This window comes from Levilactobacillus fuyuanensis (genome assembly GCF_003946395.1).
Taxonomy (GTDB): Bacteria; Bacillota; Bacilli; order Lactobacillales; family Lactobacillaceae; genus Levilactobacillus; species Levilactobacillus fuyuanensis.
Genome location: NZ_RHNZ01000020.1, coordinates 25515 through 50660 on the forward strand (window position 1 = coordinate 25515; position 25146 = coordinate 50660).

General features: G+C 46.0%; 32 protein-coding genes. 31 read left to right on the forward strand and 1 reads right to left on the reverse strand.

Annotated elements, in window-relative coordinates:
* Position 1 precedes the first annotated feature (1 nt).
* From EKM73_RS10495 to EKM73_RS10640, 31 genes are all read left to right on the forward strand, one after another.
* Positions 2–829 (forward strand): phage head morphogenesis protein, encoded by an 828-nt coding sequence (locus EKM73_RS10495; RefSeq protein ID WP_125701838.1) that lies wholly within the window; start codon positions 2–4, stop codon positions 827–829.
* A gap of 22 nt (positions 830–851) precedes the next feature.
* A complete protein-coding gene (locus EKM73_RS10500; protein ID WP_164508916.1) occupies positions 852–1121 on the forward strand; it encodes a LysM peptidoglycan-binding domain-containing protein in 270 nt (89 codons plus the stop codon).
* 11 nt (positions 1122–1132) lie between these two features.
* The gene (locus EKM73_RS10505; RefSeq protein ID WP_125701840.1) at positions 1133–2236 is read left to right on the forward strand and encodes a DUF2213 domain-containing protein; all 1104 of its coding nucleotides are present in this window, start codon (positions 1133–1135) and stop codon (positions 2234–2236) included.
* Positions 2237–2250: 14 nt separating this feature from the next.
* Positions 2251–2715: a structural cement protein Gp24 gene (locus tag EKM73_RS10510; protein ID WP_125692895.1), complete on the forward strand. Its 465-nt coding sequence runs from the start codon at positions 2251–2253 to the stop codon at positions 2713–2715.
* Positions 2716–2729: 14 nt separating this feature from the next.
* On the forward strand, positions 2730–3608 hold the full coding sequence (locus tag EKM73_RS10515; RefSeq protein WP_125701841.1) for an encapsulin: 879 nt from the start codon (positions 2730–2732) through the stop codon (positions 3606–3608).
* A 10-nt stretch (positions 3609–3618) separates the two neighbouring features.
* A complete protein-coding gene (locus EKM73_RS10520) occupies positions 3619–3981 on the forward strand; it encodes a hypothetical protein (protein WP_086231918.1) in 363 nt (120 codons plus the stop codon).
* Positions 3982–3992: 11 nt separating this feature from the next.
* Positions 3993–4319: a DUF4054 domain-containing protein gene (locus EKM73_RS10525; RefSeq protein WP_125701842.1), complete on the forward strand. Its 327-nt coding sequence runs from the start codon at positions 3993–3995 to the stop codon at positions 4317–4319.
* Entirely contained in the window at positions 4319–4918 is a 600-nt protein-coding gene (locus EKM73_RS10530) for a hypothetical protein (protein WP_225364047.1), read from the forward strand. Before EKM73_RS10525 ends, EKM73_RS10530 begins: the two co-directional genes overlap by 1 nt.
* Positions 4918–5292 (forward strand): hypothetical protein, encoded by a 375-nt coding sequence (locus EKM73_RS10535; protein ID WP_125701843.1) that lies wholly within the window; start codon positions 4918–4920, stop codon positions 5290–5292. The genes EKM73_RS10530 and EKM73_RS10535 overlap by 1 nt, the downstream gene beginning before the upstream one ends.
* Positions 5285–5755, forward strand: coding sequence for a phage neck terminator protein (locus EKM73_RS10540; protein ID WP_097547590.1), 471 nt, complete (start codon positions 5285–5287; stop codon positions 5753–5755). The genes EKM73_RS10535 and EKM73_RS10540 overlap by 8 nt, the downstream gene beginning before the upstream one ends.
* Positions 5756–5767: 12 nt before the next feature.
* A complete protein-coding gene (locus EKM73_RS10545; RefSeq protein ID WP_125701844.1) occupies positions 5768–6805 on the forward strand; it encodes a DUF3383 family protein in 1038 nt (345 codons plus the stop codon).
* A 14-nt stretch (positions 6806–6819) separates the two neighbouring features.
* The gene (locus EKM73_RS10550; protein ID WP_042750524.1) at positions 6820–7218 is read left to right on the forward strand and encodes a hypothetical protein; all 399 of its coding nucleotides are present in this window, start codon (positions 6820–6822) and stop codon (positions 7216–7218) included.
* Between the two features lie 71 nt (positions 7219–7289).
* A complete protein-coding gene (locus EKM73_RS10555; protein WP_225364427.1) occupies positions 7290–7664 on the forward strand; it encodes a hypothetical protein in 375 nt (124 codons plus the stop codon).
* 10 nt (positions 7665–7674) lie between these two features.
* Positions 7675–7845 (forward strand): hypothetical protein, encoded by a 171-nt coding sequence (locus EKM73_RS12820; RefSeq protein WP_155275711.1) that lies wholly within the window; start codon positions 7675–7677, stop codon positions 7843–7845.
* A gap of 14 nt (positions 7846–7859) precedes the next feature.
* Positions 7860–13514 carry a phage tail tape measure protein gene (locus EKM73_RS10560; RefSeq protein WP_125701845.1) on the forward strand — a complete coding sequence of 1885 codons (5655 nt, stop codon included), beginning with the start codon at positions 7860–7862 and terminating at the stop codon, positions 13512–13514.
* Positions 13514–14161 (forward strand): LysM peptidoglycan-binding domain-containing protein, encoded by a 648-nt coding sequence (locus EKM73_RS10565; RefSeq protein WP_125701846.1) that lies wholly within the window; start codon positions 13514–13516, stop codon positions 14159–14161. The genes EKM73_RS10560 and EKM73_RS10565 overlap by 1 nt, the downstream gene beginning before the upstream one ends.
* 11 nt (positions 14162–14172) lie before the next feature.
* Positions 14173–14565, forward strand: a complete 393-nt coding sequence (locus tag EKM73_RS10570) for a phage baseplate plug family protein (protein ID WP_164508917.1) — start codon at positions 14173–14175, stop codon at positions 14563–14565.
* Positions 14489–15796: a hypothetical protein gene (locus EKM73_RS10575; RefSeq protein ID WP_225421383.1), complete on the forward strand. Its 1308-nt coding sequence runs from the start codon at positions 14489–14491 to the stop codon at positions 15794–15796. Before EKM73_RS10570 ends, EKM73_RS10575 begins: the two co-directional genes overlap by 77 nt.
* Positions 15796–16140: a hypothetical protein gene (locus tag EKM73_RS10580; protein WP_125701848.1), complete on the forward strand. Its 345-nt coding sequence runs from the start codon at positions 15796–15798 to the stop codon at positions 16138–16140. The genes EKM73_RS10575 and EKM73_RS10580 overlap by 1 nt, the downstream gene beginning before the upstream one ends.
* The gene (locus tag EKM73_RS10585) at positions 16140–16538 is read left to right on the forward strand and encodes a DUF2634 domain-containing protein (RefSeq protein WP_015474088.1); all 399 of its coding nucleotides are present in this window, start codon (positions 16140–16142) and stop codon (positions 16536–16538) included. Before EKM73_RS10580 ends, EKM73_RS10585 begins: the two co-directional genes overlap by 1 nt.
* Entirely contained in the window at positions 16525–17703 is a 1179-nt protein-coding gene (locus EKM73_RS10590; protein ID WP_125701849.1) for a baseplate J/gp47 family protein, read from the forward strand. The genes EKM73_RS10585 and EKM73_RS10590 overlap by 14 nt, the downstream gene beginning before the upstream one ends.
* Positions 17693–18352 carry a hypothetical protein gene (locus EKM73_RS10595; protein WP_125701850.1) on the forward strand — a complete coding sequence of 220 codons (660 nt, stop codon included), beginning with the start codon at positions 17693–17695 and terminating at the stop codon, positions 18350–18352. Before EKM73_RS10590 ends, EKM73_RS10595 begins: the two co-directional genes overlap by 11 nt.
* 2 nt (positions 18353–18354) lie before the next feature.
* A complete protein-coding gene (locus tag EKM73_RS12835; protein WP_191988636.1) occupies positions 18355–20343 on the forward strand; it encodes a hypothetical protein in 1989 nt (662 codons plus the stop codon).
* A gap of 11 nt (positions 20344–20354) precedes the next feature.
* On the forward strand, positions 20355–20783 hold the full coding sequence (locus EKM73_RS10605; protein WP_125701851.1) for a hypothetical protein: 429 nt from the start codon (positions 20355–20357) through the stop codon (positions 20781–20783).
* Between the two features lie 11 nt (positions 20784–20794).
* The gene (locus EKM73_RS10610) at positions 20795–20962 is read left to right on the forward strand and encodes an XkdX family protein (protein WP_125701852.1); all 168 of its coding nucleotides are present in this window, start codon (positions 20795–20797) and stop codon (positions 20960–20962) included.
* Positions 20963–20973: 11 nt separating this feature from the next.
* Positions 20974–21363 (forward strand): hypothetical protein, encoded by a 390-nt coding sequence (locus tag EKM73_RS10615; RefSeq protein ID WP_125701853.1) that lies wholly within the window; start codon positions 20974–20976, stop codon positions 21361–21363.
* Between the two features lie 32 nt (positions 21364–21395).
* The gene (locus EKM73_RS10620) at positions 21396–21599 is read left to right on the forward strand and encodes a hypothetical protein (protein ID WP_087609444.1); all 204 of its coding nucleotides are present in this window, start codon (positions 21396–21398) and stop codon (positions 21597–21599) included.
* 11 nt (positions 21600–21610) lie between these two features.
* The gene (locus EKM73_RS10625; RefSeq protein ID WP_125701854.1) at positions 21611–22129 is read left to right on the forward strand and encodes a phage holin family protein; all 519 of its coding nucleotides are present in this window, start codon (positions 21611–21613) and stop codon (positions 22127–22129) included.
* Complete coding sequence (locus tag EKM73_RS10630; RefSeq protein ID WP_125701855.1) at positions 22129–23181, forward strand: GH25 family lysozyme; 1053 nt, start codon at positions 22129–22131, stop codon at positions 23179–23181. The genes EKM73_RS10625 and EKM73_RS10630 overlap by 1 nt, the downstream gene beginning before the upstream one ends.
* A 243-nt stretch (positions 23182–23424) precedes the next feature.
* Entirely contained in the window at positions 23425–23631 is a 207-nt protein-coding gene (locus tag EKM73_RS10635; protein WP_125701856.1) for a hypothetical protein, read from the forward strand.
* Positions 23597–24142 (forward strand): DUF2335 domain-containing protein, encoded by a 546-nt coding sequence (locus tag EKM73_RS10640; protein ID WP_125701857.1) that lies wholly within the window; start codon positions 23597–23599, stop codon positions 24140–24142. The genes EKM73_RS10635 and EKM73_RS10640 overlap by 35 nt, the downstream gene beginning before the upstream one ends.
* A 187-nt stretch (positions 24143–24329) precedes the next feature.
* On the opposite strand, the gene EKM73_RS10645 is transcribed toward EKM73_RS10640, so the two are convergent.
* The gene (locus tag EKM73_RS10645) at positions 24330–24632 is read right to left on the reverse strand and encodes a hypothetical protein (RefSeq protein ID WP_125701858.1); all 303 of its coding nucleotides are present in this window, start codon (positions 24630–24632) and stop codon (positions 24330–24332) included.
* Positions 24633–25146: the final 514 nt, after the last annotated feature.

Here is a 25146-nt window from a genome sequence, read left to right on the forward strand (position 1 = left end):
CATGAGAGTGCCACACACGCGTTATCCACTAAGAATTGAGAAATCATACGCACATACTGTCGGTAAGGCTGTATGCCAAGTTGAGAGCACTACACTACTGTTGCTTAAGTCAGAGGTCAAGCCAGTAATTGACCGAGGAACTGTCAACGACTCGCTTTACAACGACGACATGATCGACTGGGTTGAATCCCTAATTAACCGGTTAAAGGAGCTGATTCTTGGTTATTTTACAGATACTGACGCGAAGCAAATGGTTGAGCGGTTTATGTCGGCTATCAACACCAGTAATCGTGCCAACGTGGCGTCACAGATTCAATCTCACGAGCTAGTGAAGCATGCAACGTTGCTTCCTAGTGGTAAGCCGGTAATCATGGCAATTAATCCACTCGCAGGGGATGCGCAGCTTGACGGCTACGTCAAAGGTAAGATTGCCGAAAATGTCAGTTACATCAAGGGTATCCGCGATGATTATGCGACGAAGATTGAGCAGATTATCTATCGTGGCGTCACAAAGGGGCAGTCTTATGGTGAGATGGCGGAAGCAATCCGTCACCAAGGCAAGATGAGTCGCAATCGCGCCGCTTTCATTGCCCGGGACCAGTCCGGGACCATCTACAGTCAGATGACCCGTACTAGGCACCAAGCAGCTGGAATTAACCACTTTCAATGGCGTGGAATGATGGATGAGCGTGAACGTGCCAGTCATGTGGCACGCGAGGGCATTATCTACAACTACGACACGGCTGGCTTGCTACCCGGAGAAGATTATGGGTGCCGTTGTACTGGTGATCCTGTTTTTGATGACGAATTAGATGATTCAGAAGAATAACGAAACGAAGGGAGGTGAAAGTATGGCAGATACAAATTCATCTAGTGCCGCAAGTACGCCAAGCTCTGCAGCACCTAGCTCTAAAACTGTTACTAGCATGTATGCTTCGAGTACGACACCAGCAGCGCCAGCAACTAATCCTAAGGGTACGGCCAAGACCGTGACCTTAAAAGAAGGCGACAAGCTATGGCGGGTTGCCACTGATGCTGGCATTTCGTTAGACACACTTGTACAAATTAATGGCTTGAAGAACTACTCGGTTAAGCCCGGTAAGGTTCTGCAATTGCCATAGGAGGTGATTGCATGAAATTTTATGATCGTGCTGAGCTTGGCAAGTATACTGAAACGCCTGAAGGTTATTTACATGGCGAGTTTCCGATTACGCGTCCCGGAGTCTTCCCGTATATGCGTAATGGTGGAAGTGTCTCCCAAGTGGCAAAGCTTCCGGATGAGGTATTTTCTAAGGAGACCATCGAATCTGCCAACAACAAGCCATTGACTAATGACCACCCAAACGTGGGTGTTGATGTGCGGAACTTCAAGGCATTATCTGTAGGGATGACCGACAGTGACGCCCACGTTGAAGACAATAAGCTGGTAGTTGGGGCAACCATTACGGACCCAGACATGATTGCTCAGGTTAAGTCGGGTAAGCGGGAACTTTCGATTGGCTTCAATGCTGACGTTCCTACAGAATCCGGGGAGTACGGCGGAGCCCAGTATGACGCCGCTCAGCGCAACATCAAGATAAATCACATTGCTATCGTAGATAGAGGCCGCGCAGGTCATGGAATTTCAATTCATGACAGTGCGGCTTTTGTTATGGGCGATAACAACACGAATACAGGAGGAAAACACATGGCGAATTTAATCATTGATAGCCAACAATTCGAAGTGGACCAGCATGTTGCAGATGCCCACGACGACTTAAAGAAGCAAGTGGCCGCTAAAGAGGCTGAACTTGCAAAGCTAAAGAAGCAATTGAATGGGGCGAATGACGAAGCGGCAAGCTCTAAAAAGGAAGCCGATTCACTTAAGGGTGAACGGGATGCCTTAAAGACGCAACTCAAGGATGCTCAGGATAAGCAACTTGACCAAGACGCCTTAGACAAGCGCATTGACGCACGGCTTGCACTTCAGACTAGCGCAGCTCGTTTTGTTGGTGATAGCTTCGACTTCAAGGGGAAGACTGACCGGGAAGTTAAGGTGGCTGCCATTAAGACCACCAATGATGCCTTTGATGAAAAGGATAAGTCTGACGACTATATCAATGCATTCTACGATTCTGCGGTTTCCTTGGCAGATAAGAAAGGGTTCACTCACACGTTGGGTGGCCAAGGTGGGAATCAAAACGAAGCTGACTCGGTAGATAAGCTCAAAGGCGACCGAGCCAACGCCTACAAGTAAAGGAGGGATAACTCATGGGATTAATTCCACGACCACAAATGTACATGGACCCCAACATTGGGTTGGGCAAGATTGCCGACATTCGGCATACAGAAGTTGACTCAGCGGTTGCTGCAGGAGTAGTAGCTGCCGGGGCCGCCGTTCAAATGAGTTCGGGGGCTGTTACGACCGTTAGTGATGGTAAGTTCTATGGCGTTGCAGTAGCCAAGGACTACGTCGATAACTTGGATGATTCACCACAAACGTCTAAGTACAAGGCTAAGCAGATGGTTCCTGTTTTGCGTAAGGGGACCATCAACGTTGCCATCACGGCCGATGTTGCGGAAGGCCAGCCAGCTGCTGTTGACGGGACGACTGGGAACTTCAAGCCGGCTGCAGGTGCTGACACGATTGTGGGGACGTTCAAGACAGCGGGTAAGTTTGTTGCCGACGACGCCACTGCGGGCTCAACGGCACAACTTCAAATTAACTTGCCATAAGGAGGCGACAGTAGATGCCACAAGAATTAGCAATGATTGAAAATCGCGACTTAATCGCGATGGAAAAGACGGTGCTTAAGGCACCACAAGAAGAATTAATTGGTCGGTCACTGTTTCCAACCATTCCTGGGGTAAATCCAGGGGCAGAGACCTACGGATACAGTCTAATGACTCGGCACGGTGCTGCCAAGGTTATTGCCAACGGGGCCGATGACTTACCGATGGTCGACGAAGACGTTAAGCGAGCTTATCAGCCAATCTACACTATTGCCGCTGGTATTCACTTCACGTATCAGGAAGTATTTGCCGCTCAAATGGCCGGACAGCCGCTTCAAACGGATAAAGCTGAAACGGTCCGCCGGGCAATCTCCGAGAAGGAAAATGACATCATCTTCAACGGGGAATCAAAGGTTGGTATCACCGGTCTGACAAACCTTGAAGGTATTCAGGCAATGAACGCTGACAAGAAGTTTTCAGAATCTACTGGGGCAGAGATGCAAGAGACTTTGCGTAAGGCTAAGTCCTTAATCACTGTAATTCCAGGGTTCAATCAAGCACGGTTGAAGCTAGTTTTAGCACCAGCCCAATATGAATCTTTGAACTCACGTTACAGCGACTACGACTCCCGCACCATTTTGGAAGTCATCAATGCCGCTGGCTGGTTTAGCTCCATCGAAACGACCTCCGCATTGGTAGGTAAGGGGTTGGATAACTCAGAATGTGCGATGATCTTTGATTCCACTTCACAAACCGGTGGTTTCTTGCTCCCTCGTGACGTCACGCAGTTCCCACAAGAAGCGCACTATCCTAACACGATTGTGCCTTATGATGAACGGACCGGTGGCCTGGTAATCAAGACGCCGTACGCCATCGTTAAACTGTCAGGAATCTAAGGAGGACGCCATGTTAGTTAAAAATAAGGGTAAATTCATTCACAACGTTGGTGGGGTGCAACTGGTCCCCGGTTCTAACCAACTCACCAAGAAGCAATCCGAAGCATTCAACACGGCTATCAAGTCGAACAAGTTGAATGCTTTTTTAGTTGAAAAGGGCACCTTATCTGCTGTTGAAGGTAAAGGTGGCAAGGACGTGCAAAGTGTTACTGACATGACCCTTGACCAAGCACTGCCTGAGATTGCGGACACCGTATCGGTTGAGACACTGACCAAGTGGTTAGCCGATGAACAACGCGGCGCCGGTCGTAAGAAGATGGTGGACACGTTGAAGGCTCGGATTGCTGAATTAAAGACCCCGGAAGACGAATAGAGGTGGTCTAAGTGGATGAAGCGGATAAGAGCACCATCCAGAACGTTCGGCTGATTCGGTCGGACTTGGCGAAGGTCAGTGACGATACTATTCAACTCGCAATTGATGACGCTTGGACCGAGGTTCAGAGCCGTGGCTTCCCCGCACAGTATCAGGAGCAGGCATGTCGCTATCTAGCAGCAAGCCTAATCAGCCGTGAGGATGATCGTGTTTCTCTGAAACAGGTTGGGGATTTGAAAAAGCAATACTTCAAGGGCGTCAACGCTTGGGCAGACCGGTACAACTACTTGCTGAGCCAGTTTGGTGATGGCGGTTCCCTTAGGATTGTGGTGATTTGATGGAAGATTTCGACAGAATTCCAGACGTTGAGCGGGAGATGGCGGAGCTGAGTCATCTACAACTGCAGGTCGGGATATTTGGTGAGGACGGGTCGTTTATGCAAATGATTGCGTCCGCCAACGAGTATGGCGCTGATATTGAACCGAAAAACGGCAAATGGTTGACGATTCCCACCGAGAATGCGCCAAAGGGAGCCAAGGCACGAGATATTGAGGGACTTTTTCGACCTAAGGATAAAAATATTCTTGCTGTCAGTGATGGTAAAGGTGGACTTATCCCGATGTTCTATCTGGCAAAGAAAGTTCATATCCCAGAGCGATCCTTTATTCGGTCTACCTTTGACGAAAATGTTGATGATTGGGTTGAGTATCTTGTTGATCAAGTTATCGAGCTGGGGATGGGTGATAGCGGTATTACAGCTAGAAAAATCATGGAATCTTTAGGTAATCGCATTCAACGGAGTATCGTGCAAAAAATACGCTCCATTGAATCACCTGCCAATTCTCCCATAACTATTGCTCGTAAAGGTTCTAACTCACCACTGGAAGATACAGGTCATCTTATTGATGCTGTGAGATATAAGGTGGTGAACGTCTGATGTATGAAGAGTTTGCCGACATGCTAGTGGAATTTGGAATACCGCTTCTTGTGTATCTACCTGCTGATGGCGAGGGCGGTCATTTGGAACACGGAACTTGGGTTAAGGACCCTGAATCGCCACCAGTTAAGGTCAGTGAGCCACTGGTGGTGCCATCCAAGACATCACTGTACAGCATGGAGGTTCAGCATAACGCGGGTGGGGAGACGCAATCTTACGATGCTGTCTGGTATTCAACGATGGAGGCCCCTAAGGGAACCATTGTTGAAAATAAGCGGACCGGTCGAAAATACGTTGTTGACCACGAGCGGGATTATACGGATTACTCTGACGTGCACGAGTACGACCTGAAGGGGGCAAGTAACCATGACTGACGGTTCTTTTGAGTATGGAGCACTGGCTGATGTTTTAATTGACGAGGTCAAAGAACTAGTGGGATGTGACTTAGTTGAGCAGGACTTCTCTGGCCCGCAACGCGCTTACCCTTTTTTCACGTATAAAATAACCACGCCTTACATCAAGGACATGGAGCAAATGAATAACGGCGAGATGTTCGATTTGACGGTCTCAATGACTTGCTGTAGTGACAACAGCATTAAGGCTCAAGACCTCGCTATGAAGCTCTTTAAGAATCTCAAATCTGATAACGTGCGTCGCAAACTTCGAACGGATCACGATATCGTCATTGCCGATGTTGATTCTTTCGACAACCGAAGCGTTTTTCAGTCCGTCAATTATGAACGGCGCGTTGGGTTTGATTTACACCTTCGAGTAGTGGATGGCTTCCATGAAGATATTCCAACCATCGATAAGATTAACTTAGACAATATAAATTAAGGAGGTAGCTAAATGACTGTAGCTACGAAGATTGGTGACATCACTGTTACGATCGATGTCAACCACCCGGTAATCCCTGTTGGCTTAGGGGTCCCGGGACTTTTTATTAAAGGTGATACCCAGAAGGACCAAGTGTATTCAAGCTTGGACGCCTTAGCAGCTGACTACGCGGAAGGCACTGACATCTATAAGGTGGCATCAGCATACTACGCACAACCGAATGCGGGGACCACGATTGAAGTGATCACCTACACAGCGTCCACAACGGGTGCTGACACGAAGGCAACGACTGGCGGAATTTCTGCGGCCGCTGCGGCGTACTTCTTTAGTGTCTGGCATTTCGCCGTTGTTATCGGTGACAATGACGCAGATCAGTTGGAACTGAGCAACTACATCGAAGAACAGAACTTTAAGTTCTTAGTTGCGGAGTTCACCACGCCGGACGCAGCGAAGGCTTACACCAATAAGCGGACCATTAACCTCATTCATAAGGCCACGACGGATAACTTTCCAGTGGCCTTTTTAGGTCGAGTAGCTAACCAGACAGTCGGCTCTGTGACGTGGAAAGGTAAGGGCGATTTAGTGGGCGTTGAAACTGACGACTTATCTTATCCCGAGTATGCAGCAATTGAGGCGGCTCATGGTATTTGCTATGTAGTCAAGGGGAAAAAGGCCGTTAGCTCTAACGGATGGACAGCTTCAGGAGACTGGATCGATGTTTTGCATGGCAGTGATTGGGTCAAGGTCAATATTGAGTCAGCGCTCCAAGACTTGTTGAACACGCAAGATAAGATCACTTTCGATGATCTTGGATTTGCTCAACTTCAAGCAGTTGTTGAGAAGGTTCTCTCTACGGCCTATGCCAACGGCATCATTGCCTACGATGCCACGACTAAGGCAGCTGACTATTCAGTTACGGCTGATAAGTATGCCGACCTGTCTGTTGAGGACATCAAGAACCGTCAATACAACGGGATTCACTGGTCTTATACGCCTGCCGATGCTGTGCATGGCATGAAGGTCGGCGGTACTCTCGATTTTCCATACTAAAGGGGTGATAAATAATGGCTAAATGGAATTACGATGCAACTGATGTCAAGGTCATTGCTGATAGTGAACCTATGTACGGATATCAACCCGGAGACATGGTTTCAGGTGAACGAGCCAACAACTCTGAAGATTATGACGTTGATGCTCAAGGCTGGGGTGTTTTTAGTACAAACAATGACATTCATGGAACTATCACGATTAACCTGTCTGCTGGCTCACCAGCAAACCTTAAGTTGATGGCTCTCGCTAATGCTCATAAAGAATTTACATTGAGTGTTACGACGCCACACGAACGGGTTTACTCGAATCAAGCCAAGATCCAAAAGGTGCCATCATTTGGTGCGGGGACCAAAACTGGCGTTAAAGCATGGGTAATCTTGTGCATTGACTACAACGATGAAATGAACGAATAACCGTGAGCGCTTAGGGTTCGACTCCCTGAGCGTTTTTTGTACCAAAAATTTATTGTAAAGGATGATTACAAATGACTGAAGCAAAGAAGACTGTATCTCAAGACACTAAGGCGACCAACGAGGTGGCTAAGGCACGACAAAAACGTGATGAAGCAGAGCGAGTACCACTGAAGCGAATTGGTAAAACTGAAACTATTACGGTTGAAGATTTCGATGGTCCCAAAGACTACACGTTCTTTTTCCCTGGTTTAAAGAAGGCCCATAACCTCGTAGACTTTGCGCGCATGGGGAACGGAGTTATTGATAATACCACGTACAATGAAGGCCTTATGAAAACGGTAATTGTGGAACCTAAGACGGATTGGGATTACTGGGATGAACATGATGGTTATGGCAAGGTCATGGACGAAGCTGATCGGTTTCTTGGCGAGTGGCTGCGCAAGTAATCGAAAAGGAATGCAATTGGAGCTTGCCTATCGGAATAATCGGCAGTATGAGTGGCCAGTTGAGATGGGGATTGCTACGCGCGAAGAGGTTGAGTTGGCGACCTTTGATGAACTAGAAATGTTTAACTATCAAGCCGATAAAAAATTTGAGTTGATGCAAGGATTGAATCCCGAAGAATAGTGAGGTGAAAAAGTATGGCAATCAAGCACACGACAATCGATATTGATTGGAAAGTGGATGATAGTGGGCTACGGTCTGCAGAAGGTAGCGTCAAAACACTAGAAACGGCAACAAAGTCGGCAACGACGGCAAGCGCCAGTTTCTCAGCCAGCCAGCGAGCTTCAGCAGCGGCCCAGCGAGAGTCTACATCAGCTACCAAGTCTTATACTGAGGCCCAACGCAATTCTGGACGACAGGATCGAGAGTCTGCGCAAGACAGGGCCAAGCTTAAAGAGCAGGTTAAGGAATATGAAACCGCACTTAAGTCTTCGAGAAAATCGCTAGAACTTAGCCAGAAGGCTGATGCCTCGTACACTGAAACATTAAAGGCCCAAGGCCATGCACATGCTGCTAACAGTGACCATATTCGGTCACTGCGTGGTACATACGCGAGTCTACAAACTCAGTATAGTAAAGAAGTTACTCAGCTCCAGCGAGTAAAGACAGCTAGTGGCTCAACTTCAGAGGCCTATCAGGCACAGCGAAAGCGTGTTAATGATCTAGGCCTACAGATGGCTAAGACTTCTAACGAACTCAACGGATTCAATCGAGCCCAGAAGTCCATGAAGACGGTGTCTGAGTCTGCTAACCGTGTTTATGATAAGACCAAGGCATTGAGCCTAGGTGTTGGCGCCGCGTTTGTCTATGGCGCTAAGAAGGCCATTGAGCTTCAGCATGAGTACAAGGTCACCAATAACTTGCTGACGACTGGTGGTGAGAGTGCCAGAACTTCACTGAAGGCCACTAAGCAAATGCAGGCTGACGGCGCTAAATATTCTATTCAGTACGGTAAATCCCAGAAGTCAATTGCTGAGGGGTACCAGGAACTAACCAAGCGTGGTTACACCTCTGAGCAGTCTCTTGGTTCTATGAAGTCCATGCTAAAGGCATCTGTAGCTTCTGGGGACAGTTTCTCAGACGTTGTGCATGATTCAACAGCAGCCTTAGAGTCCTTCGGAATGCGGGCCAACTCTACTGCTGGCATGATCAAGAACACTAAGACAGTTACTAATCAAATGGCATACGCTGCTGATTTGACGGCAACGGACTTCCATTCGATGGGGATCGCTCTTAGTTACTCTGGTGTCAGTGCTAAGCAAGCCGGATTAAGTCTGTCCGAAACTGCCAGTGCAATCGGTATCTTATCTAATAATGGTCTCGAAGCTGATAAAGCCGGGACTGGGTTACGTAAGACACTGACCAGTCTACAGTCACCTTCAAAAGCAGCACAAGGTGCGCTTGATAAATTAGGACTTTCAACCAAAGATTTCACCAAGAAAAATGGTGATATGAAGTCTATGGCTGACACTTTTAGCCTAATTCAAAAGCATAGTGCCAAGCTAGGAGCGACTGAAAAGGCCTCTGTATTTCATAATCTGTTTGGGGCAACAGGGCAACAAGCTGGAGCCATCTTAGCTGAAAATGCTGATCAGCTTGGCAAGTTAAACGAGAAGGTCAAGGATTCAGCTAAGAATGACTATACCGGCAAGCTGTCTGCAAAGAACATGCAGTCTGCTCAAAACCAGATTAACAAGTTCAAACAGGCAGCATCGGGTTTAGCTATCACTTTTGCACAAACGGTACTCCCGTCGATTACTAAACTGGCAATCGGTATGGGGGGCTTGCTGGAGAAATTTGGCAAACTTGATAAGTCACAAAAGACCATGCTGACGTGGACTGCCATAACGGTTGCTGCATTGGCACCAGCTGCAAAAGTTGTTAGTGTTATCACAACACTAGGTAGTGCGGCCATCAAGACGGCCAAACTTATCAAAGGCTTAGCTGTATCTCAGGATGCATTAGCTGCGTCTTCGACAGCATTGGCAGAATCCGAAGGAGCAGTGAGTGCATCTAAAAAAGCGACGGTGGCTTCTTCCGCGGTAGCGAGTGGTTCTGGCAAACTGGCTAGTTCAGGATTAGTTTCCAAGCTAACATATGCTGGCATTGGTTTAAGTATTGGTAGCGATGTTGTTAAAGCAATTCATTCTGGTGTTGATAGCAAGCAAGGCGGCAAGGCGTTATGGCACGGCGCTGGTTCCGCAGTCGGCGGTGGAGTTGCGGCCGCTCTAAGTGGTGGAAATCCACTTGTTACCACAATTGGTGCATCTGTTGGTGGGGCCATAGGCAATGCACTTGCTGATAGTCACATTGTTAAACAAGTAAGCAAAAATATTCATAGTTACGATGTCAGCGCTAAAAAGAGTGGCTCAGTGAGTCGCCAAACGCTACTAACCAATCCGTATGGATCTAATTTCGCTGGTATGACGTCTGTGCCTAAAAAAGTCAAAAGCCCAATTGATGGATTATCTAAACAGACTAAACGTGAGCTAAATGCCACTAGCAAGCTGTTTTCTCAAGCTCAACTTAACTGGTCAACACATGCCTCAATGATGAATTCTAAGGGCAAAGCCATTGGTACTAGTGTCAATAAGTCTTTATATGGTCGTCTTTCAAAGAGTGCGGCTGGTTACACCAAGGCACAGCAAAAATCGTCTAACTCAGCTATCAAGACTCTTCAAAAATATGGTGCCGTTTCTGCAACGGAAGCTCGAAAAATTGAAAAATCTGATAGTTCTAGTCTTAATTCACGTTTGCATAAAACAAAGGTCGCAATTGCCGAACTGAGTAAGGCTGAAAGTAAGGGTGGAAAGGGTCGCGAAAAGGCAGTTCAAAATGCTGAAAATCGTATTTCGGCCCTTATGTCTAGCGGCAGTTCTAAACAAAAAATTATTCTGGGTAAATTGCGTGACTCAACCAAGAAAATTTCTGCCACACAAGCATCGAACCAGATTTCTGCTTCATACAAAGCTATGCGTAAACAGATTACTGATGCGCAAAGCACATATACGTCTGTAAAGAAATCTGCAGATAAGAAATACAAAGCGATTGAATCTGCTGCTGACCATGAGTATTATGTCAGCAAGTCAATTTCAAAAAAGCAACACGATGAGATTATCGCAAAAGCAGAATCAACTCGCGACAAATCAATTGACGCTGCTAAAAAGACAGAAAACAAGTCTATTGGCTCGGCAACCCGGATGCACAAACAAGTCGTAGCTCAAGTTGAGAAGATGTCTGGTTCTGCCCTTAGTTCTTTCAATTCTTGGACTGGTCAAGCCAAGACGGGGATGCAAAAATTTGGCAATTGGCTAGAAGGTTTTTGGAGCCGAATTAAAAAATCCTTTACATCTAAGCCAAGCGGCAGTGGTAAGTCGTCAAGCAAAGGCAGCCCAACGATCAACGCAGGCGGTACCATATCGGTTCCTGGATATTCTGGGTATGCAGCTGGTGGATCAATCCGTAAGACCGGTATGGCAATGGTTGGGGAAAATGGCTCCGAGGTCTTACAACGCGGGAAGCAATTCAGCGTTGTGGGTGCTAAGGGTGCGCAACTTCTACAGGTACGATCGGGTGATCGTATCTACAGCCACGCAGATGTTGCCAAGATGGCACATGGTGCTTTCAGTCAACGACTCCCTAACTTTGCTGCTGGCACGATCCAGTTAACTAGCTTTGCTACTGGTAGCGGAGCCGCTATGCCAGGGCTGAGCAAGAAGACTTCTAAAGACTCAATTTCGGAATCCAAAAAGATGTCGAAATTAGTCACTAAGAACTACGGTGACATGTCTAAGAAGTCTGCTTCGTCGCTGAAACAGCTCAACAAGAAAAACGCCTCATTGTGGCATGATACTCGCACTGATGCGGAATCTGAGACCACGAAACTGCATAGGCAGGCGGTCAAGAAGTTTGACGACGTCAAAGATGATACGGTTGCCTCACTGAAGTCAATGCACAAGCAGTTTAACAGCGTCACAACGGACCTAGTTAGCGATTTTGGGTCCATTTTTGGCAAGTTAAAAGGCCAAGCCCATGACGGAATGGCCGGTGCAATTTCATCAATGAATTCGGGTATCAGTAGCATTGATACCACACTGGCTCAGTTCGGTGGGAACAAGTCTGTATTGAAGCCAATTCACTATGCAACTGGGTCTAAGGGTCCAATCGCTAGTGACCAGCTGGCCGTTCTTAACGACGCAACAAGTGGCCCTCGACAAGAACTAGTGGCCCGTGGCAGTCAACTTTTGAAGCCTATTGGTAAGGATGTCATTACGCCCCTGAAAAAGGGTGATGAAGTCTTCAACGGATCACAGGTTGAGAAGGCCAAACCATACTTGCCACACTTCAAGAAAGGTACTGGTGCGTCTGATGATAAGCTGATTAGTCTGGCTTCTAAGAATCATAAGAACCCAGATGCTGCTTGGAAACGTGACTTTGATGACAAGACGATTAAGCCTAAAGGGTCTGACCTGCAACGTGGGTTGACCACTACAGCTAAGGGGGCGACGGATTCTGTCGGTCCTAATTGGTACAAGGCTGGTTGGAACGTCATCAATGATGCTATAAATGGTGGCAGCGGGGCCGGCGGTAACTGGGCCCACTCACCAGGGCTTGCTAAAACTGATGGATTTAATTCCGCACGAGGAAGCGGACTGCATGATGGAAATGACTTTTCCGGTGCAGTTGGTTCGGCAATTCATGCCGTGCATGGTGGAAAAGTTATTCGTGTCGGGTATCCGCCCTCTGGCTGGGGAGCCGTTGGTCATTCGATTGTCGTCAAATCAGATGATGGATACGAAGAGATTTACCAAGAGTATGGGATGGCCAAGAATGCGAAGGTTAGTGTCGGAGATACCGTAAGGACTGGTCAAACAGTCGCGACGTTGGGCCATAACAATGTTGGCACACCGCCTCACGTTCACATTGGTGTATCTAAAGGCTCTGTCTGGAATCACGGTGGTATGAGCCACAATGGTTGGTACGATGTCACCAAGATGCATGGCAAGAGCTCTGGTGTGGAGAAGAGTAAGTCTAAGGATGCTGGCGTTGAAAAGCTCTTCAAGCGCGAGATTGGCAAGTCAGCGTTGGCTTGGATTTCTAAGAACCTTCAAAATGACTCGGCTGGCGGTTCAATGGGAAACCCCGGAGGGTCTGGAGTTAAACGCTGGAAGTCAGCAGTCGAGAAGGCTCTTAGAGTCAATAGCCTTTCAGCTACGGATTGGCGTGTAAATGATATGCTACGGCTTATCAGTCGTGAGTCAGGCGGCAACCCAACCACTGTAAACAACTGGGATAGCAATGCCAAGGCCGGTAATCCTTCTAAAGGTCTGACCCAAACGACACTATCAACCTTTAAGGCAAATGCTTTTAAGGGGCATACCAACATCTTGAATGGGTATGACAACATACTAGCTTCCATTCGATATATTAAACGCCGTTATGGTTCTGGACGGGCCGCCTTTGAGCGTGTTGCGGCAAGTGCTTATGCCAAGGGTGGTCGTCCGAAGGTTGGTGAGTGGTCGATTGTCGGCGAGAAGGGGCCTGAGCTTTTCAAGCCAGACTCAGCCGGAACCATTTATCCGCACGAGAAATCAAAGCAGATTGCGAACCAATCCATTCCTTCAAATTCACGACACAGCAGTAAACCCAAGATTGATTTTCACCCAACGATCCATGTCAATATAACTGGTGACGCCAGCGGAAATATCACGAAGCAACAAGTTATGAAGTGGGTCAAGGAAGCGATGGGTGAAAGCTTTGAGCAATTACAAGATCTGTTAGGAGGAGCATAATGGTAAAACCTGTATACAAACGAACTCGGGATGGGACTTCCGAGTTTTTTGGTGCATATATGCACGAATACGGAAAAAATAAGATGTCTCAACGAATTGGGATTCATGCCAAGACTGAGGATGATGATTCGGCTTCTGAGGTCACTCAGTATGCTATTGAGAAGGGCGAACCTATCACCGATCATTCAAGGTCAACAAGTAAGACAATCACCCTTTCAATATTGATTCAAGAAGATACGATGGCTAAGGCCAATAAGGTTTGGTCCAAGTTGAATAAGTGGCGGTTCGATGGCACACAAGTGGTTTTCAAGGGTGCCGTCGTTTACTACAAACATCTTCAAATTGAGGACTTAACCCGTCATGGCGAAAAGTACACTTCGACAATTGAGGCAACAATGAGCTTGAAGTTTGTACATTTTGCTAAGACTTCCCGAATCAAAAAGAAGGGTAAAAAAAGTAACGGTAATAAGAAGCCCACTGGTAGTACCAAGTCTGCTCAGACTAAGGGTACTTATCGCAAGACTAAAGCCGGGGATACCTACTGGGGGTTCCATCAAAGCTTTGGAACATCGATTGCGACGTTGCGTAAGTGGAACAAGTATCCGGATCGCAAGATACCTATTGGTGTTCGGGTTAGAGTTAAGTGAGGTGAGTGGTGATGTCGCAACGCGACTATATTCCGATAGATGTTGATGATCTCCCAGAGATTTTTGAAATTGAATTAGCAGATGTCACCTTCAACTTTGGAGTTTCCTACAACGCTGTTGGTGATTTTTTTACGGTCGATTTATACGACGAGGACCTCAACCCAATCATTTTGGGTGAAAAATTGGTACTCAATCATCGACTATGGGCCTACGTCAATGATGACCGACTGCCAGCGGTTGACTTGGTACCAATGGATGAGTCCGGACAAGCCACAGCCGTCAATGCTGAGACTTTTGGGCGGACAGTGTTCTTGATGATCGATGATATTGACCCAACAGATGATCTTAGTAGCGATGACTATGTTGGAATTGGCGAAGATGGGGGTGATGATGATGGCAGCTAAGTATCAAGTGGATCGGCGAGTCAAGTTGGTGCTGGATACAGGTAAGGAAAAAGTGACGCTTGAAAATCTAAACCGGCTGAATCATTTGCTGGAAATTCAGTTTAGTGTGCCATTTTCTAGTGAGCCCACACCAGATGTTGCGACAGTGACCATCATGAACCTGTCTAAGAAGACACGGGCTCTTTTTAAAAAAGGAGAGCACGTCACACTTTACGCAGGATATAAAGGTGATGTTGGAGTTCTGACGGAGGGTAACATCAACAAAATTCCGCCTCTGCTATGGTCCGGTGTTGACTCGCAGTTCAGCTTTACCTTCATCCAGGGCGCCGACTACTCAAAAAAGAAAGATGTTTCAATCACCTTTAAGAAACAATCGGATGCTGAACAAGTTATCAAGACGATTGCCAAAAAGTCAGGCATTCCGCTGAAATCCATCAAGCTGCAAATTCCGAAGAAATTTAAAAAGGGCTATACAGCTGATGGTCAGCCGTTAGAACTGATTGAATCTATTGCTAAGAAGTGTGGGTCGGTTCTCCGAATTGTGCGTGGAAAATACTGCGTGGTTTATGACACCAGTGCCAGTGATCTGCAAAAGATTGTACGGACACGACGTACTGCAGTCCGGTCGGCTCATAACCACTATCTGACCAAGTTGAAACAACAGGGGACGGCAGCCAAGTATCGGTCGTCTACAACAGCAACAATCTCTAAGGACCGGGAACTTTACAAGAAGAATCTGACAGCGGCTCAGGGACGATTGGCCAAGGCTAAAACCAAGAGTGGCAAGGCCGCGGCCCAGAAGTCTATTAAACACTGGCAGCAGCGGATTAGTGATGTTGGCAGCTTGAAATCTCACAAGAATGCCATTGAGTCATACACCAACCGGACCAAAGAGGTCAAGGATGCCAAGGATGCATGGATCGACGCTAAAAAGTTGCTGGCTAAGGCTGAAAAAGCTTTACGAAAAGCCGGAGGGGCCAAGAAGAATAGTACAGCAACCAAACCTGCTGAGTTCTTACTATCAGCCGAAACTGGCCTCACTGATGAGCCTGCCTACAGTGAAGATGACGATGGTGAATCTTGGAGTTTTAGTTGTCTACTGCAGCATCGAATAACGACTGATGCGGTGATCAAGGTTAAGAGTCGAAATCTTAATCGTACGATGGTCGTCGATAACGGTGAGCACGCTTATGATGGGTCGTCCTTCCTAACAACGGGGGTGCTAAAGTAATGGCCAATAAAAGACCGGAATTAAAGTTTTTTCGTTTCTTAGCACGAAAGGTAAAGCGTGAGACACATGTCCACCTACTTTGCCGAGTAGTTTCGGTAGAATCGGATCATACCTGTACCGTACAACCACAAGATCTTGCGCCTGATGGCGATAAGCGAGGGATGATTCTGAGTGTACGAATTCCTAAGCATGCTCGAGACGATGTGAAAAAGGATGTCAGCGTAAGTGTGGGCTTCTTTGATCGTGACGTTTCAGAAGCCGATGTAGGCGATACTGGAGATATCTCAAACGCTTCGGATCGTCTGCATAGTCTGAATGATGCTTTTATCGAGGCGGTGTTTTAATGGAATTACGAGATTTAAAACAAGATGAGAACGGCGATTTAGTCATCGAAAATGGTGAAATGCAGACGGTTACTGGTAAAGAGGAGTTGGCTCAAGGAATTCGCACCATCATCAGTAATCAGCTGGGGGACGCACCACTAGAACCCGATTTGGGAATGGACTATGAAAATCTTATCGGTGAAGACTTTAATGAAGCCTTTGCCCAAGCTGATTTTGAGGATGCAATTTTGGAGCAGGAACCCCGAGTGGTAGCCATCACAGATACCACTTTTAATTTGGACCATAAAACGCGAATTTTGTCAGTAAATTTGAAAATGACCGTTGATATGAACCAAACAGGTATTGAAGATGATCAAGAGGAAATAGAACAGGAGGTGACGATTGATGGCGGAAACTGATGCTGAGTACGGACTAACGCCGCAAGGTTATGTAGCGGAGCCAGAGGATGCAATTCAAATTGACCTATTTGAGCTTGCTGGTAGTCTGATGGGTTCTAATATTGGGACGGCTGAAAAGTCTATCTTAGGTAGTTTTATCCGTATCGTGGCTCACCGAATGGCTAAGTACGAACAAACTATTGGGAACGTTTGGGACTCGTGGTTTTTCGATACCGCAACAGGGATTACCTTAGATAAGGTTGTTGCCTTATTCGGACTAACTCGCAACAAATCGCAACCAGCTTACGTGTCTTTATCTTTTACCGGAAAAGCAGGAACAGTGATTGATGCTGATGAGATGTTTGAAACGGAAGATGGACAAACCTTCATACTTGAAGATGCAGTTATTTTGGATGCCGATGGCAATGGCTCCGGCATTGCTGTCTCGATGGATGAGTCAGCTGATGCGAATGTCGCAGCAGGTACGATTACTAAGCAAACCATGCCGGTTGAAGAGATCACTTCGGTCACTAATCCGGTGGCAGCGACTGGTGGTATGACTACCGAGGATGATGAGACTTTTAAGAATCGGGTAAAAGTCTTCGAAGAATCACCGTCGGGGGCTACTCGTGACGGAATCAAATCATCAGTGGCTAACGTAGCCGGGGTCGATCAAGTAGAGGTTAACGTCAATGACACCAATGAAGTCGATGAAAATAGTGACCCGCCAAAGTCAATTCACGTCTATGCTTCAGGCGGTATCGATGGTGATGTAGCTCAAGCTATTAGCGATACTCTTGCTGGTGGGACTCAGACAGTAGGGTCAACGGTTTGCAAGGTGCTGGACCGTGGCGGGCACCCGCAAGAGATTCACTTTGACCGTCCAACAGGCGTGCCAATCTTTATGACGGTCACGCTTGATACTGATAGTACCTTATTTGAGACAGATGGAATTGACCAAATTAAAACCAACATCAAAACGTATCTTAACTCTCTAACAATGGGGGATAAGGTGCGTTTTACTTATCTCTACACTTTGGTTTATGGAGTGGTCGGCGTGACTGATGCGGAGATCAAGATTGGGCGCACAACTGATACTTTAGCAGCGTCCGATATCCAGCTAGAGACCTTTGAGTCAGCAACTTATGCTCCGGGCAATATCGAGGTGGTAACTAATGCAAATTGATCCAACAATTAAGGACTTACCGCCATCTTTTGATCGGTCTACTGGATCAAATAACTGGAAGTTGATGCAGCTAGCCGAACAGCCGATAAATGCGGGTGAAAAACGACTAGATATGCTGTTGAAAATGCGGTCACTAGACACTGCTGAGGGTGGATTCCTAGACAGAATAGGTAACCTCATTGGAGTTTATCGAGGACAGATGGATGACGATTTCTATCGGCGAATGATTTACGCACGCCTTGCGCGACGTCATACCGATGGGACCATCAATCAGATTTATGATGTCGTCTCGGTAATCCTCTCTGCGGACCCACACGAATTTTGGGTACGCCCTCTTTGGAACGTAACTGGTGAACCGATGGCAATTGAGGTCTTGAATGTCCCGGCAATCTATGTTGACTCACAGGAGAAAGAAGCAATGTTGCTTGATCAGGTCCGGGCATCCGTTGCGGCTCCAACCAGAGTAGCTTCGATCCAGTTCCAAACGACAGTCAAAAGTAATCTCTATATGGCCTCTTATACTATGGTTCACCAAACAATTCATACAACAATGAATGTCGCGCAGAACCGCCATATCTCGATGCAAGGCGATGCAGGACTAGCTAGTGTCACCAAAATTAGACAAACAATTAAAGCAAAGGAGGGGTAATAGTGGCAAGTAATGACGAACAGAGAAGTGCAACGACTATCCTCACGACTGCCGCCCAGTCAATAGCCGCACGGCTTATCGCCAATGAGACGACGGCAAAATTTACCAAAGCAGAAATCAGCACCACTAATCTTTTTAATCAATCGGTTACCGAGTTACAAGTCCTGACGTCTCTGGATAATGTACAGCAGACAGCTGACATTAATACCGTGACAGTCATCAACAACAATACTGTCAATGTCAACGTTGCAATCGACCAAACCAAAGCACCTAATAATTACCAGATGAATTCAGTTGGGCTTTTCGCAGTTGATGGTGATGGTAAGGAAGTGCTGTACAGTGTCACCGTGCTAAAGGACCCAGTCTATATCCATCAAGATGCAATGGGGTCGGCATTAGGAATTGATCTGGAAACAGTTGTTGGTCAGGCAAGTAACGTCGAAATATCAGTTAACCCAGCTGGCGCCGTTACTAACGAAATCCTAAAAGCAACATTGGCCGATTACGTCAAAACGGACGATGTAAAAAGCCTTATCCCTGCCACCGTCATCGATGGCAGCAAGCCAGCAGACTTCAAGGAGGCCGTTACCCTTGAAAAGGGTGCGGTAGACGGTACTGGCAATGCCATCGCGACTACCAAGAATGTCTCCGATGGCGACGCTGAAACACTCAAGTCGGCAAAGGACTACGCAGACACGAAGATTAGTGGCAAAGCAGATGATAGCAAGGTAGTACACACAGCTGATATGCGTAAACCAGCCAGTGATGTAGCCGGAATTGAAGAAGTTAACGCATTGCAAACTCAAGTTGATAATAGTGCTGTAGGAACTAACCTATTGACTGGCACAAGCAATGATATTGAATCGGCTACCGGTAGCGATTGGTTAGTCGCAACTATAGGTAAACTCAGTTATGAGAATAGCTGTCAATATACAGCCAGTGTAAAAATTGAAAAAAATGATTATCCTATGTTTTTTCAAGTGTGGCAAGCTGATACCAATGGTAACCGACAAGGACAAGCACCAATAGGATCAGCTACTATTACTGGATTAGGTAGGGCATCAATTACTTTTAATGCGCCTGATAAAAATGATGGCAAAACAATTGTTTTGCAACTTGCTTGGTCTAGTGGGGACGTATCTGGTTCATATGCTTGGAGACAAGTTAAGGTAGAAAAAGGTAGTGTAGCAACTGATTGGTGCCCTAATCCAGAGGATAAAGTAAATGTAGCTGATATGCGTAAACCTGCCAGTGATGTAGCAGGAATTGAGGAAGTTAACGCTAAGCAAGATAAGCTAACTATCACACCTGCTGACGATTCCAAGGTTGCCCACCTATCTGGAGCAGAAGAAATATCTGGTCAAAAAACATTTGATGTAGCACCAATTGATAAAACTACAGGTAATCCCTATATCACAAAAGATGGGGTACCTGCTGTTCCATCAACGCTTGCCGATACTACTAAGCTATCTAACTTTACTGCCGGATTGCAGAGTAATGGTACAGCAGTAGCAACCACATCAGATGTTACAACCGCTATCAGCACCGCTACTGCTAACATGGTTGATTCCAGCAAACTTACTAATTTCACGGCCGGATTACAATCAGGAGGTGTCGATGTCGCAACCGCGGCTGATTTGAAAAGCATTGAGGCAAGTGCTTGGAAACTATTGGTAAATAGTGATGCTACTACTGCTTTTTATCGACTTGTCGACGGCACACTATATATATCTGGGTATGCACGCGTAGGGGGAAATGGTGGTAACACATACGCTACTCTGACAATAGTTAGTCAACTTCCAACAGAATTACAAAATAAAGTATGGACTATCCAAAAGAAAATGACGGTAGGACTTGACGATGGTGACTATCCGATGACTGCCAAATTATATTTTGATAAAGATTCATCTTTGTCTGCCATTTCTAGCATTCCAGGGGGTAGGACTAATGACGGTATCGTAATTTTTAATAACTCATATACACAAAGTTAGGAGGAAAAGAAATGCCAATTTATTACGTAAAATCAGATTCAGATAACCAGTTTCCAGACAAGGATACCACACCCGTGCTTGAACCAGCGGATGACTTACGGGCAGTCAATATCCCAACTACCTCGGTTCAATACTTCACGCGATACTGGTGGATGTATGCATTCAAGAGTGATGATTCGCAAGAAGTCACAGCTCCGGGGAACTTACCCAATTTGGATATTGACTATCTGCAAGGATTGATTGACCAGCAAGGCGAACAAGCCGAAAAGCGGGATAAAACCATCGAAGGCTTGCAAACAGCATTGGGAAGCGCCACAAAGGCTCAAGTAGAAGCTCAGCAACAGTTTGTCACTACGCAAGAGCAATTTCAAAAGCAATTCGGTAGTCTTTCACAACAAATAGTAGCTGTTCAGAAACAGCTTGCAACTAAGGCAGAATAGGAGGAGTTATCATGGGAAATAATCCATTTTCATCACCTAACATTAATGACGCCAAATTGTATGCTTCATGGGGTTTAGACATTAGCTACATGGTCAACTGGTGCATTACACCAGAACAGTACAAGGAGCTGACAGGTAAGAATTACACGGCACCAACGACGGATACCACAACCGCCTAGGTGCTTTTTTGATGGAAGAAGGAATTTATATGTATCATCCACTTCGGGATAATCCGCTGCATACCGTGATTGCTTTAACCATGATTGGTATTGGCCTATTTTTGATGGTTAGTGATCATTATTTTACTTGGCCACCAGTAGTCGCTGAAATTGCGAATGATGATGCCGTAGGCATGATGTATGTGGTGATTGGTGTGGTTATGGCAATCTGGGTCTTGGACCCTAAGCGGTCGGTTAGGATGGATCACATCATTTTAACCGTGGCCACGTTTGCCATGGCGACCTTGTCATTTTATCAGTTCTTGCATTCAATGGTTATGGGGAGCGGAATGCCGTGGATCAGTAATGCCGCACTGACCATTGTCATTATGATTGTTGCCCGCCGCTCGGATTCAGTTTGACCGAAAGCTATTTGCACCAAATATATCTAATCATGTCAGTTGTAGCCGGTATGATTGCGGCATGGTACACCAATCGAATATCACGGAAGAAGTCTAATCGTGAAGAATGGCAAGGGCTGTACATGGAGATGAAGACGCGAACTGATGAAGCCGAAAAAAGAAATCATGAACTCATTATGGAAAACGAACAGCTACGAATTGAAAATGCAGAGCTCAAGAGTCAGTTAAAATCCTAGGAGGAAAAAGCATGAATGAATTTACGAAGATTATTAAATTGCTCAACGACACCGGTATCTTAGGTGTCTTAATTTTTGCCCTGGTTGGCTGGTTTACCCGGATCAATCCGGCATTGAAGACCAAGATTGCGGCGAACAAGTCCGCTACTCAGCGCGAAGTATTGGGACTGTTAGACACATTGGCGTTCAGTGCTGTCAACAAGGCGGCCACTAATTATGAAATGCCAGGGGAAGAAAAGCGTGAGCAGGCGATTGCTGATGTAACAGGCCAAATGAAAGTATTTGGTCATGATAGTCTGGCACCGGCAATTATTTCAGCAGCCATCGAAAAAGCATATCAGTCGATGACAACAACAGATACGAAAGCCCAAGCAAAACAGGCCGAATACAATGCCGCTCTGGCGGACACAGAGCAAGCGTTCGCTGATAAGCAAGCACAACTGGACAAGCAAGCTGCGACAGTGCCCGCTGAACCAGCACCCTTAGATGTGCCAGAGAACACGGCCACTACGGAGGGAGATGCAAAGTAATGCCACATTATGATGTTGTGGATACTTCTAATAACAATGGGATCATGACCGTTGCCAATTGGCGTTCGATGAAGAAGTATGGCGTCAAAGCCATGATAGCCAAGCTATCCGAAGGTACGTACTTCACTGACCAAACGGCCAAGCCGAGCATTCGTAACGCGGTATCTGCTGGTTTACACGTCAACGGCTATCACTTTTCCCGATTTACGACAGTGGCTGGTGCTAAGGCTGAAGCCCAGATGGCAGCCCGAAGTGCGCTAAAGGCTGGTTTGGGCAAGAACAGTGTGATCGTACTTGATTTTGAAGCCACCAATTCTGGTTGGAATCAGAACTCCAAAATTGTTAAGGCTTGGATCAACGAAGTCCACCGCATGGGCTATCCTAAGACAGACGTCTATACGATGGGCAGCTGGATTAATTCAGTGCCATTGAACAACTCGGGCCGTGGCGGTTGGGTGGCTAACTATCCTTATAACCCGTCCGGGTTTAAGCTTTATACCGGATATAATGGCTGGCAATGGACGTCAAGAATGCACTTCCCCGGGTGTTATGGTGGTTTCGATGTGTCCCAGATGTATTCAAACTTCTACTATGGCACCACAACTAAGACGATCAAGCCTAAGAAGGCCATCTATTATCGGTATAACCCCAAGATGATCTATGCCCGGACACCGATTAATCGTTACAAGGACGTTGCCTTCAAGCACAAAGTGGACAACTTCCCAGCCGGAACTGTGTTTGCGATTGCTAAAGTGGTGACCTACGGCAAAATTACCCGGTTCCAATTGGCAAACGGGTATTACATCACGTCTAATCAGGACAATGTAAATCGGCTTTACTATGTGGCTGGTGGTGATGTCAAACGGGTAAAGTCTGTGCGTGGCACTCACCGGTACAAGGATAAAGCTCTTAAGTATGTTGTGGACTGGCAGCCAGCCGGGACTGAGTTTGATGTCGCTAAGATAGTCAAGTACGGAGATACAACTCGGATTCAGTTAGCTAATGGATTATTTATCAGTGGCAACAAAAAGATTAACAAATTTGTCAAATAAGCGTATAGTACAAGATATACCTGTACGTTACTGATTTAGAAAGGGCGCTCACTCCTAACGGGGTGAGCGCCTTTTTTTAGCAGTAATACGTAATCCTATATGAGCTATACAAAAAAGTATAAGAAAGTTGACATATACTCCGTAAAAGTTGACATTTGATTCACTCATGGTGATAATATACTAAGAGACTGTAGTCGGGCTCTATTCAAATTAATTTACGCATCATGGAAGGAGTGCTGCGATATGTTTGATTCCCTTTTTGCAATGCCTTCTTTTATTAGAGGTGCTGCTCGAGTACTTGATTTAGGTGCAACGACAGATGAATACAATACTTCCGATAATGAACGTGAGGCTGATACTAATGCCTTGCATTCTGACTGGAAGGCGGTTGGCAATGATATGTTTGGAGCGTTAGATGGATATAAAGCCAGAGAACCCAAGAGACGATAATGATCAAAAAAATAAATTAAAAACTTCCAATAGTGTAAAGGATGTTAAGACGTTATTAAAAGAACTGGAAAAAGCTCCAAATCCTGAACAGAAACAGGAAATTGAACAACAGATCGTAGCTGTTACTCAAGTTAGAATGTCTGTTCGAGAGAGTTTGTTTTCTGGACCGCTACCATCACCCGACCAATTTTTGAAATATAATCAGGTTCTCCCTGGAGCGGCAGATAGAATATTGACGATGGCAGAAAAACAGATGGCTCATCGTCAGAGTATTGAAGACAAAGTCGTTGTTTCTAATACAAGGAATAGTATGATGGGAGTTATATCTGCATTCATACTTGCTCTTACTGCAATCTGTGGTGGGATTTATCTCGCAGTGATCGGCCATTCGTACGGTACATTGCTTTCGCTAACTGGCTTGGGTAGCTTGATATATGTGTTTATATATGGGACACGATCTTCTAGAAAAGAGAGAGAAGAGAAGAGCAAAACAAGTCAAAAAGATAAGTAACACTAAGGCCACTCATCTCTTAGGAGGTGGGTGGCTTTTGTTGAGATATTGAGCCAAGGCATCCATAAGTGTTATCATACAAAGGTTGGTTCTAGTCTAACCAATCAAAAAACAACTAAATATGGGTGTTCACCCCTAAGGACCCCATGTTTAGCTGCTTTTGTACATAATAAGAGAAGTTGTTCGTTTAATGTGAGAGAGCTAGCTGTAAGATAGCTTTAGCTGGTGCATTGGGCGTGTTGCGGTGGAACTGATAAATTCCGGCCGGTAGCTTGATGGATTGGTTGTTTGCTCGATCCACAAGCACCTCGATAGATTTTCCGCTGAGTGTCATACTTGTGAGAATTCCCTTACCACTCACTGCCTCATCGGTGATGGTAAGTGGCACCATGTCAGTTTTTGGATCGGTTGTTACCGATATGCCAATTTGGTCACAGATGATCCAGATACGGTGATCGGGTGTCGGCACTTGATATACTTTAGTTTCCATGTTTTTTCTCCTTATGCGCCAACTTTTGTGTGAGCCACAATCGCATATCTAGTGATTACGAATTGTCGTCTACTATTATAGTGCCCAAGGAGTGCAGCCGTTGATCCTTTCTCTGCACGATAGAGAAAATCTAAGGCATGGACGTGTACTAAACAATTGATTAGCTCGTTTGTCTTGGAGTCACGTATCTTTACATAAAGAAGCAGGGGGCTTAGTTTGATAGTTCGGGGGTCGCTTTCAAGGATTCCATTAAGTGGTTGTTGTTCCATAGCTATCACCTCACCTACGATTATACGAACAAAAGTTCCCCTAATCAAGCTAGAATAGTGTGCGAATAATATTCTTCGCAATTCTTCGCATTTAAAAAGGTGAAAACATATTTGCGAAGAATTTGCGAAGAGGACTTTGCATTTGAGCGTGCTTCAAAGCAAAAAGAAAACCACCAAAACGTTGATTTAACAGCGATTTGGTGGTTTTTCGTATGTGAGTGTGTTTCTAATTATCACCCGCACGG

Excerpts from the sequence above, each read along its gene's own strand:
- EKM73_RS10505 (WP_125701840.1), top strand. The coding sequence starts at position 1,133 with ATGAAATTTTATGATCGTGCTGAGCTTGGCAAGTATACTGAAACGCCT.
- EKM73_RS10535 (WP_125701843.1), top strand. The coding sequence starts at position 4,918 with ATGTATGAAGAGTTTGCCGACATGCTAGTGGAATTTGGAATACCGCTT.
- EKM73_RS10515 (WP_125701841.1), top strand. The coding sequence starts at position 2,730 with ATGCCACAAGAATTAGCAATGATTGAAAATCGCGACTTAATCGCGATG.
- EKM73_RS10570 (WP_164508917.1), top strand. The coding sequence starts at position 14,173 with ATGTCGCAACGCGACTATATTCCGATAGATGTTGATGATCTCCCAGAG.
- EKM73_RS10625 (WP_125701854.1), top strand. The coding sequence starts at position 21,611 with ATGAATGAATTTACGAAGATTATTAAATTGCTCAACGACACCGGTATC.
- EKM73_RS10520 (WP_086231918.1), top strand. The coding sequence starts at position 3,619 with ATGTTAGTTAAAAATAAGGGTAAATTCATTCACAACGTTGGTGGGGTG.
- EKM73_RS10610 (WP_125701852.1), top strand. The coding sequence starts at position 20,795 with ATGGGAAATAATCCATTTTCATCACCTAACATTAATGACGCCAAATTG.
- EKM73_RS10500 (WP_164508916.1), top strand. The coding sequence starts at position 852 with ATGGCAGATACAAATTCATCTAGTGCCGCAAGTACGCCAAGCTCTGCA.
- EKM73_RS10530 (WP_225364047.1), top strand. The coding sequence starts at position 4,319 with ATGGAAGATTTCGACAGAATTCCAGACGTTGAGCGGGAGATGGCGGAG.
- EKM73_RS10590 (WP_125701849.1), top strand. The coding sequence starts at position 16,525 with ATGGCGGAAACTGATGCTGAGTACGGACTAACGCCGCAAGGTTATGTA.
- EKM73_RS10620 (WP_087609444.1), top strand. The coding sequence starts at position 21,396 with ATGTCAGTTGTAGCCGGTATGATTGCGGCATGGTACACCAATCGAATA.
- EKM73_RS10555 (WP_225364427.1), top strand. The coding sequence starts at position 7,290 with ATGACTGAAGCAAAGAAGACTGTATCTCAAGACACTAAGGCGACCAAC.
- EKM73_RS10640 (WP_125701857.1), top strand. The coding sequence starts at position 23,597 with ATGGATATAAAGCCAGAGAACCCAAGAGACGATAATGATCAAAAAAAT.
- EKM73_RS10550 (WP_042750524.1), top strand. The coding sequence starts at position 6,820 with ATGGCTAAATGGAATTACGATGCAACTGATGTCAAGGTCATTGCTGAT.
- EKM73_RS10560 (WP_125701845.1), top strand. The coding sequence starts at position 7,860 with ATGGCAATCAAGCACACGACAATCGATATTGATTGGAAAGTGGATGAT.
- EKM73_RS10585 (WP_015474088.1), top strand. The coding sequence starts at position 16,140 with ATGGAATTACGAGATTTAAAACAAGATGAGAACGGCGATTTAGTCATC.
- EKM73_RS10545 (WP_125701844.1), top strand. The coding sequence starts at position 5,768 with ATGACTGTAGCTACGAAGATTGGTGACATCACTGTTACGATCGATGTC.
- EKM73_RS10595 (WP_125701850.1), top strand. The coding sequence starts at position 17,693 with ATGCAAATTGATCCAACAATTAAGGACTTACCGCCATCTTTTGATCGG.
- EKM73_RS10510 (WP_125692895.1), top strand. The coding sequence starts at position 2,251 with ATGGGATTAATTCCACGACCACAAATGTACATGGACCCCAACATTGGG.
- EKM73_RS10605 (WP_125701851.1), top strand. The coding sequence starts at position 20,355 with ATGCCAATTTATTACGTAAAATCAGATTCAGATAACCAGTTTCCAGAC.
- EKM73_RS10630 (WP_125701855.1), top strand. The coding sequence starts at position 22,129 with ATGCCACATTATGATGTTGTGGATACTTCTAATAACAATGGGATCATG.
- EKM73_RS12820 (WP_155275711.1), top strand. The coding sequence starts at position 7,675 with ATGCAATTGGAGCTTGCCTATCGGAATAATCGGCAGTATGAGTGGCCA.
- EKM73_RS10540 (WP_097547590.1), top strand. The coding sequence starts at position 5,285 with ATGACTGACGGTTCTTTTGAGTATGGAGCACTGGCTGATGTTTTAATT.
- EKM73_RS10495 (WP_125701838.1), top strand. The coding sequence starts at position 2 with ATGAGAGTGCCACACACGCGTTATCCACTAAGAATTGAGAAATCATAC.
- EKM73_RS10565 (WP_125701846.1), top strand. The coding sequence starts at position 13,514 with ATGGTAAAACCTGTATACAAACGAACTCGGGATGGGACTTCCGAGTTT.
- EKM73_RS10645 (WP_125701858.1), bottom strand. The coding sequence starts at position 24,632 with ATGGAAACTAAAGTATATCAAGTGCCGACACCCGATCACCGTATCTGG.
- EKM73_RS10580 (WP_125701848.1), top strand. The coding sequence starts at position 15,796 with ATGGCCAATAAAAGACCGGAATTAAAGTTTTTTCGTTTCTTAGCACGA.
- EKM73_RS10635 (WP_125701856.1), top strand. The coding sequence starts at position 23,425 with ATGTTTGATTCCCTTTTTGCAATGCCTTCTTTTATTAGAGGTGCTGCT.
- EKM73_RS10615 (WP_125701853.1), top strand. The coding sequence starts at position 20,974 with ATGGAAGAAGGAATTTATATGTATCATCCACTTCGGGATAATCCGCTG.